At 70.8% G+C, this 6258-nt stretch carries 7 protein-coding genes; 1 reads left to right on the top strand and 6 read right to left on the bottom strand.

Going from position 1 to position 6258, the window contains the following annotated elements:
* Window positions 1-125 precede the first annotated feature (125 nt).
* Genes Dsi01nite_RS20920 through Dsi01nite_RS20910 form a run of 3 tightly spaced genes read right to left on the bottom strand, consistent with a single transcriptional unit; the run spans window position 126 to window position 2894 of the window.
* The gene (locus Dsi01nite_RS20920) at window positions 126-878 is read right to left on the bottom strand and encodes an FAD:protein FMN transferase (protein ID WP_373318801.1); all 753 of its coding nucleotides are present in this window, start codon (window positions 876-878) and stop codon (window positions 126-128) included.
* Window positions 879-881: 3 nt separating this feature from the next.
* Window positions 882-1478 carry an FMN-binding protein gene (locus Dsi01nite_RS20915; protein WP_203847891.1) on the bottom strand — a complete coding sequence of 199 codons (597 nt, stop codon included), beginning with the start codon at window positions 1476-1478 and terminating at the stop codon, window positions 882-884.
* Between the two features lie 33 nt (window positions 1479-1511).
* Window positions 1512-2894: a ferredoxin reductase family protein gene (locus Dsi01nite_RS20910; protein ID WP_239136050.1), complete on the bottom strand. Its 1383-nt coding sequence runs from the start codon at window positions 2892-2894 to the stop codon at window positions 1512-1514.
* Window positions 2895-3036: 142 nt separating this feature from the next.
* Here Dsi01nite_RS20910 and Dsi01nite_RS20905 point away from each other — a divergent pair, with 142 nt between their 5' ends.
* Window positions 3037-3561 carry a hypothetical protein gene (locus tag Dsi01nite_RS20905; RefSeq protein WP_203847889.1) on the top strand — a complete coding sequence of 175 codons (525 nt, stop codon included), beginning with the start codon at window positions 3037-3039 and terminating at the stop codon, window positions 3559-3561.
* A 93-nt stretch (window positions 3562-3654) separates the two neighbouring features.
* Here Dsi01nite_RS20905 and Dsi01nite_RS20900 read toward each other — a convergent pair whose 3' ends face one another.
* The 3 genes from Dsi01nite_RS20900 to Dsi01nite_RS20890 form a co-directional block, all read right to left on the bottom strand.
* Window positions 3655-4131 (bottom strand): GNAT family N-acetyltransferase, encoded by a 477-nt coding sequence (locus Dsi01nite_RS20900; protein ID WP_203847888.1) that lies wholly within the window; start codon window positions 4129-4131, stop codon window positions 3655-3657.
* Window positions 4132-4284: 153 nt separating this feature from the next.
* Complete coding sequence (locus Dsi01nite_RS20895; protein WP_239136049.1) at window positions 4285-4962, bottom strand: DsbA family oxidoreductase; 678 nt, start codon at window positions 4960-4962, stop codon at window positions 4285-4287.
* Between the two features lie 82 nt (window positions 4963-5044).
* Window positions 5045-6247: a hypothetical protein gene (locus Dsi01nite_RS20890; RefSeq protein ID WP_239136048.1), complete on the bottom strand. Its 1203-nt coding sequence runs from the start codon at window positions 6245-6247 to the stop codon at window positions 5045-5047.
* Between the last annotated feature and the right edge of the window lie 11 nt (window positions 6248-6258).

Below are 6258 nucleotides of genomic sequence, written 5' to 3'. Positions count from 1 at the left end.
CCGACCCGCGAGCACCTGGTCAACATCTCGGACCCGCCGACCCGCCCGCGCCGCGGTTCGAAGCCCGCGCCGCGGTTCGAAGCCGCACCACGGATCGAAGCCCGCGCCGCGGTTCGAAGCCCGCATCAGCCTTCCGTGACCACAGGAAGACCGTCGGACCGCATCGCCCGGCCGTCCTCGGTGACGACCGCGCACTCGTGGCCGGGCAGCTGGGCCAGCCAGTCGATGCCCGCCTCGCCCATCGCCAGGGCCGCCGTGGCGTAGGCGTCCGCCGTGCCGAGCTCCGGCCCGACGACGGTCACCGAGCGCAGGGCGGCAGCCGGCTCACCGGTGAAGGGGTCGTAGACGTGCAGACCGCGCTCGTACGTGCCGGACGTGGCCACCGCCATGTCGGTGACCTCCAGGACCCACGCGAGCGACAGCGCCTCCCACGGATGGCGCACCCCGACCCGCCACGCCGAGCGCCCCGGCGCCGCGCCCCGGACGAAGATGTCACCGCCGGCGTTCAGGCAGTGGTTCGAGGAGCCGAGCAGCTGCAGCCGGTCACAGGCGCGCTGCACCGCCCACCCCTTGACGTAGCCCGACGGGTCGAGCCTGCCGCCGGCCATGATGTCGAAGTAGCCCCGGGTCTCGTCCCACAACGCCGCGCACCGGTCGAGGACCTCGCCCACCATCGGCGAGCAGTCCTCCCGCCGCAGCTCGCCGCGGCCGAGCCGGCTGATCTCACTGTCGGCCTTGTAGGTGCTGAAGGTCGTGTCGACCAGCCGGAGCCAGTCGAAGACCTCATCGGCGAGGCGTTCCAGCTCCGGCACCGGCAGGGGATCGGCGAGGTCGAGGCTGACCGCCATCCCCATCACGTGCTCGACCCGCACCAGCACGGGTCACCCCTGGAACGCGCGGTCGATCGCCGCCTGCAGGGACAGCTTGTAGCCCGAGCTGGTGTAGGTGGCCCCGGAGACCGTGTCGATGTTCGCGCTCTGCGCCGACAACGCCTCGGACCTGAGCTTCGGCAGCGCCGTCTTGTTGATCGACACGGACCGCGAGTGGTCGCTCGGCGAGTCCAGGACCTTGACGTCGGTGATCTTGCCGCCGGAGACGACGATCGAGACCTCGACGTTTCCGTATTCGACGTAGACGCTGCTGCCGCCGAAGGTGCCGTCCTTCATGGTGGTGCGCGGCGGCTTCGGTGCCGCGGTGGTCGGCTTCGGCGCGCTCGTGGTCTTCGTGGCGCCGCCCGCCGGGGGCGCGGTGGTGGTCGTCGTCGTGGTGGCCGGCCCGCCGTTGCCCGGTGGCATCGTCCCGGCCGGGGCGGGTCCACCGGACGGTGGCGGCACGGAGCCGCTCGGCGCGGGCCCGGTCGCGCCGGCGGCCTGCGGGTTCAGTGGCCGGTCGGTCGGGCTGCTGAAGCCGGCCTTGGCACCCACCAGCAGGACGGTGCCCGCCGCGGTGCCGATCAGGGCGATCATCGCGCGTCTCACGAGGGACCAACTCTCAGGAACGGGAGCACGGCTCTAGAACTCGAAGGGGTCGAGGTGGATCTGCCGCCGCGGCACCCGCAGCCGCCGCAGCACCTGCAGGGACTGCGTGACCAGCCCGTCCGGTCCGCACAGGTAGATGTCGCGTTCGGTGATGTCGGGCACCAGCTCGCGCATGCCGGTCGGGGTGAAGAGGCGCCGCGGGCCGGGGTCGCGCCGGTCGCCGACCACGAACCACAGGGTGGCGTGCCGCAGCTCAGCGAGGTGCTCCAGCTCGTCGCGCAGGTGCAGGTCGTGCACGGCCGACGCGCGGTAGATCAGCACGGCGCCGGGGGGCAGTTCCTCGAGCAGCGCCCGGATCGGCCCGATGCCGCTGCCGGCGGCGATGAGCACGGTCCGGGACTTGACCCGGCGGCTCGCGGTGAAGTCGCCCCACGGGCCCTCGACGAAGATCCGCACGTCCGGCCGCAGGTCGCGCAGCGCGCTGGTGTGGCTGCCGACCGTCTTCACGGTGAGCCGCAGCCAGCGGCCGTTGGGCGCGGCGGACAGCGAGAAGGGGTGTGCCTGCCACCACAGCCCCCGCGAGAGGAACCGCCACCGGAAGAACTGGCCGGCCTGCGCGTCCAGGTCGTGCAGCCGGTTGCCGGTGATGTAGATCGACACCATGTCGGGGCCTTCGGCGACCACGTCCGCCACCCGCAGGCGGTGCCGCAGGTTCATCGTCAGCGGCGCCACGATCCGGCCCCACACGACCGCGCAGATCATGACGGCGTAGAAGCCGATCCACAGCGTCCGCCCGAGACCCGGCTTGAAGAGCTCCTGCCCGTTGGAGAACTGGTGCGCGAAGCCGAGCAGCAGCGCCAGGTAGGCGGTCAGGTGCAGGAAGTACCAGAGCTCATAGGGCAGGGCCCGGCGCAGCCCGCGGATGCTCAGCAGGCCGATGCACACCAGCATGCCCGCCGCCAGGAAGGCGGTGACCATGTCCTCGTACTCGGTCAGGATCGTGCCGACCTCGCTGACGAAGCCGACCCGGTCCGCGTAGGCGTAGCCGACCGTGATCAGCGACGCGTGCGCGAGGATCGTGATCAGGACCGAGCCGCCGAGCTCGCGGTGCCACAGGCCCAGGTGTCTGGCGCCGATCCAGCGCTCGAGGGTCGCAAGCCGGCTCATGAGGATGACCTGCACCAGCAGCAGATAGCCCGCGATCAGGCCGGTGACCCGGCCGGCCGACTGGAAGATCTCGGCGGTGGTGTCGATCGTGCCGGCCTTCGTGCCCAGCCACCACGGCAGCAGCGCGAGCGCGAAGCCACCCCAGAAGAGGGTGCGCAGCAGGAACCGTCCGGCGCTGTTGTGCTCGACGGGTCGCGCCGCCGGGGCGGCGAGGCTGCCGGCCGGGCGTTGTTGCCGAGAGGCGGTCATGGTTGATCTTGTCTCATGTGGTTCCACTGCCATTGGTGGTATCAGAACCCGCTGGCCAAGGGCCATGGGCTTAAGCCGGACTTCAACCTGCGCACAAGATGCTCGCACGTGCACCTGGCAGGCGCGCCCCTAGAATGGCGCAGTGCAGCGGATCTGGCGAATTGCCCTGATCGTCCTCGCGGTGGTCACCGCGATCGGAGCGACGGGATTGGGCGTGGCGTTCACGCTCGGTGTCTTCGCCGACGCGGGGCGCTTCCGGGCCGCCCCTGGCTGCGCCGTGCTCGACGCGTCGATGGTGGCCGCGGTGGTGCACGCGGCGAAGGTCGAGTCAGACGGCGACAACTGCACCGCGGGGGACGGCAAGACCCAGCTCAATGTCGGCTTCACCGTCGTGGCGAAGAAGGGCACGGTCGGCGGTCCCGAGCTCGCGTCCCGCTATCTCGACGTGGTCGGCAACACCGGCACCGAGCGCCTCGACGGGGTCGGCGACCAGGCGATCCGTCAGCGGGTGCAGGCGATCGGTCAGCCCCAGATCATCACGATGCGGGTCAGCAACCTGATCGTGGTGCTCTCCGTCGCGGACCTGAGCGGCGGCGAGCTCCCCGCGTCGGCGGACACGGGGCTCGTCGAGGTCGCCAAGTCGCTCACCACCAAGCTGAACAGCTGACAACTGCGCTGTCGGCCGGCGAAGAGCATGGGTGAGGAGCGGTAGCTAATCTCGCCCGCCCTGCACAAAATCACATGCCGGGCGAAAGGGACATCAGGGGAGTTGGCGCAGGAAGCGGCCGGCTGCGTCCGAGCGGTCCTGATACCCGAGCGCCTTGTAGAACGCGTGTGCCCCGTCGCGGGTGCGCAGGCTGGTCACCTCGACGCTCTGGCAGCCGCGCATCAGGCCGAACGTCTCCGCGGCCGCGACCAGGCTGGTGCCGATCCCGCGGCCGCGGGCGGAGTCGTCGACGGCGAGCGCGACGATCCGCAGCCACGAGCCGTCCTTCTCGAACGACGGGATGATGTGCGCGGCGATGACCCCGAGCAGGCGGCCGCGCTCGTCCCAGACGAAGGCGCCACCGTCGGGGTGGTCGACCCAGGAGCGCATGCGCCCCGCGATGTCGGTCCCCTCCTGCGGGTAGCCCAGCTGCTCCAGCAGTGTCGTCACCTGATCGGTATCGTCGGTGGACAACCGGCGCACCCCACGGGCGACCTGCATACGGAAGGCGTGCAGCACGTCAGCGCTCATAGATGCAGCGTAGAACCGGCGGCGCCGTTTGTGTCGGCTTGAGCGCAGTCATTCACGTCCGCGGTGCACGTGCAGCCGCAAGTTGCCACTTGACTGTTCCGGCGATCGTTCTACCATCCGCACCCGCAAGTGCACATGCAGCTGAACGTCCGTTCAGATCGCGCAGGAGTCGTCGGCGCAGGCGTGATCAGAAGAGCCCAGCACGGTGAGGGACGACTGGCGCAGGGCCTGCTCGAACACCTCCACGGGCTGCGCGCCGGAGACGCCGACCCGCTGGTTGAAGACGAAGAACGGCACGCCGTTGATGCCGTACTCGCGGGCGGTCGCGATGTCCGCGCGGACGTCCGCCGCGTAGGAGCCGTCGGCGAGGGCCTGCTTGGCCGCCACCTCGTCCAGGCCGACCGCCGCCGCGAGGCCCGCGAGCACGGCCTGGTCGCCGATGTCGGCGCCCTCGGTGAAGTACGCGTGCATCAGCCGCTCCTGCAGCGCCGCCTGGAGCCCGGCACCCTTGGCGAAGTGCAGGAGCCGGTGCGCGTCCAGGGTGTTGGCGGTGCGGGCGCGGTCGAAGTCGTACGCGAGGCCCTCGTCGGCGGCGATCTGCGTTACCTGCGCGAACATGCCCTTGACCTGCGACGCGGACAGACCTTTGCGCGCGGCGAGGGACTCGCCGACCGGACGCGGGTCGCCGACCGGGGTCGACGGGTCGAGCTGGTAGCTGCGCCACTCGACGGTGACCGCGCCGTCGTAGCGGGACAGGGCCGTCTCCAGGCGGCGCTTGCCGATGTAGCACCACGGGCAGACGATGTCGGACCAGACCTCGACCTGGATCATGTGCGCTCCTCACTCGTTGACGGTTCAACAATAGCGCGATCCAGGCCGAGGCCAAGTGCGGTCCGGGCCGACGGCCCAACGGTCACCAGTCCGAGTTCGACCCGCCGTATCCGAGGATGACCTGGTCGAACGTGTTGCCGTCGTTGTCGTCGGTGTACGCGACGCTGACCTCACCCCACGGCGACACCGCGACGGCCTGCTGCTCCTGGCGCCCCGTCGCCGTCTGGCTGAGGACCTGCGCGGCCAGCCGCCCGGTGCCGGTGCCGTCCGGGTTGAAGCCGCGGACCAGGACGTCCTGGCCGATCGAGTAGCCGACCACGGTGTTGAACTGGTCGTCGATGCCGACCGAAGCGCCGGCGGCACCGTTGGCGACGATCGCCTCCACGTGCCGCGGCGTGCCGTCGGCGGCGAACGAACGCGTCCACACCCCGGCCGTGCCGGTGTGGTCGGACTCCCACGCGACCGTGAACTCGCCCGAGAACGACGCCGCGACCGCGGCACCGCGCTGCTGCCCGTCGCCGAGACTGTTGGCGGTGCGCCGGGTGAGGTTGACCGCGCCGTTGGACTTTGCCAGCCGTACCAGACCGACATTGAAGAATCCGTTGGCGTCCGCGTCCTCGTCCCATACGACGATGGCGTCGCCGGAGGCCGGGACCGCGACGCCGGGCCGGTGGTGACCGCCGGTGGTCTGCGAGGCGGTCACCTCATAGGCCTTCGTCGTGGGGCCGGTGTAGCCGGCGGCCTTCACGGTGTACACGCTGCCCTGCACGTCCTCCCAGACCACGCTGAACGCGACGGCGGCGGTGCCCGGCGCGCCGTCCGGGTCGACGGCCACCTTCGGCAGGATCTGGTCGCCGGCGGCGTCGGCGTTCGCCCGGCCCGAGGCCGTCACGCTGCCGGTGGGGGAGACGACCCGGTAGACGATGTTGAACGCGCCGTTGCCGTCCGGGTCCTCGGCCCAGACCACGACGGCGTTGCCCTTGTCGTCAAGGCCCACGTCGGGGCTGATGTGCTTCCAGTTGGTGCCGGAGGTGCCGCCGGCCGACAGCTTGAGCTCGTACTTGGCGACGCCGTCGGTGAACAGCCGCAGCCAGACGTCGGAGTGGCTGTTGTTCTCCGGCGCGGTGGTGTCCCGGTCGTCCTCCCAGACCACCGCGACCTGCCCGTTGCGGTTGGCGGCGATGGCGGGGGTGTCCTGGTCGCCGGTGGCGACGCTGTTGGCCGTGGTCCACGTCATGGACGCGGCGGCGAGCACCACCGCGGTGGCTGAAGTTGCGAAAACCATTGAGAAGACTC

The sequence above is a fragment of the Dactylosporangium siamense genome, from assembly GCF_016862795.1.
Classification (GTDB): Bacteria; Actinomycetota; Actinomycetes; order Mycobacteriales; family Micromonosporaceae; genus Dactylosporangium; species Dactylosporangium siamense.
Note: the sequence above shows the minus strand (reverse complement) of the source record. Positions and strands in the feature narration are given on the sequence as shown.

Excerpts from the sequence above, each read along its gene's own strand:
- Dsi01nite_RS20895 (WP_239136049.1), bottom strand. The coding sequence starts at position 4,962 with ATGATCCAGGTCGAGGTCTGGTCCGACATCGTCTGCCCGTGGTGCTAC.
- Dsi01nite_RS20910 (WP_239136050.1), bottom strand. The coding sequence starts at position 2,894 with ATGACCGCCTCTCGGCAACAACGCCCGGCCGGCAGCCTCGCCGCCCCG.
- Dsi01nite_RS20900 (WP_203847888.1), bottom strand. The coding sequence starts at position 4,131 with ATGAGCGCTGACGTGCTGCACGCCTTCCGTATGCAGGTCGCCCGTGGG.
- Dsi01nite_RS20890 (WP_239136048.1), bottom strand. The coding sequence starts at position 6,247 with ATGGTTTTCGCAACTTCAGCCACCGCGGTGGTGCTCGCCGCCGCGTCC.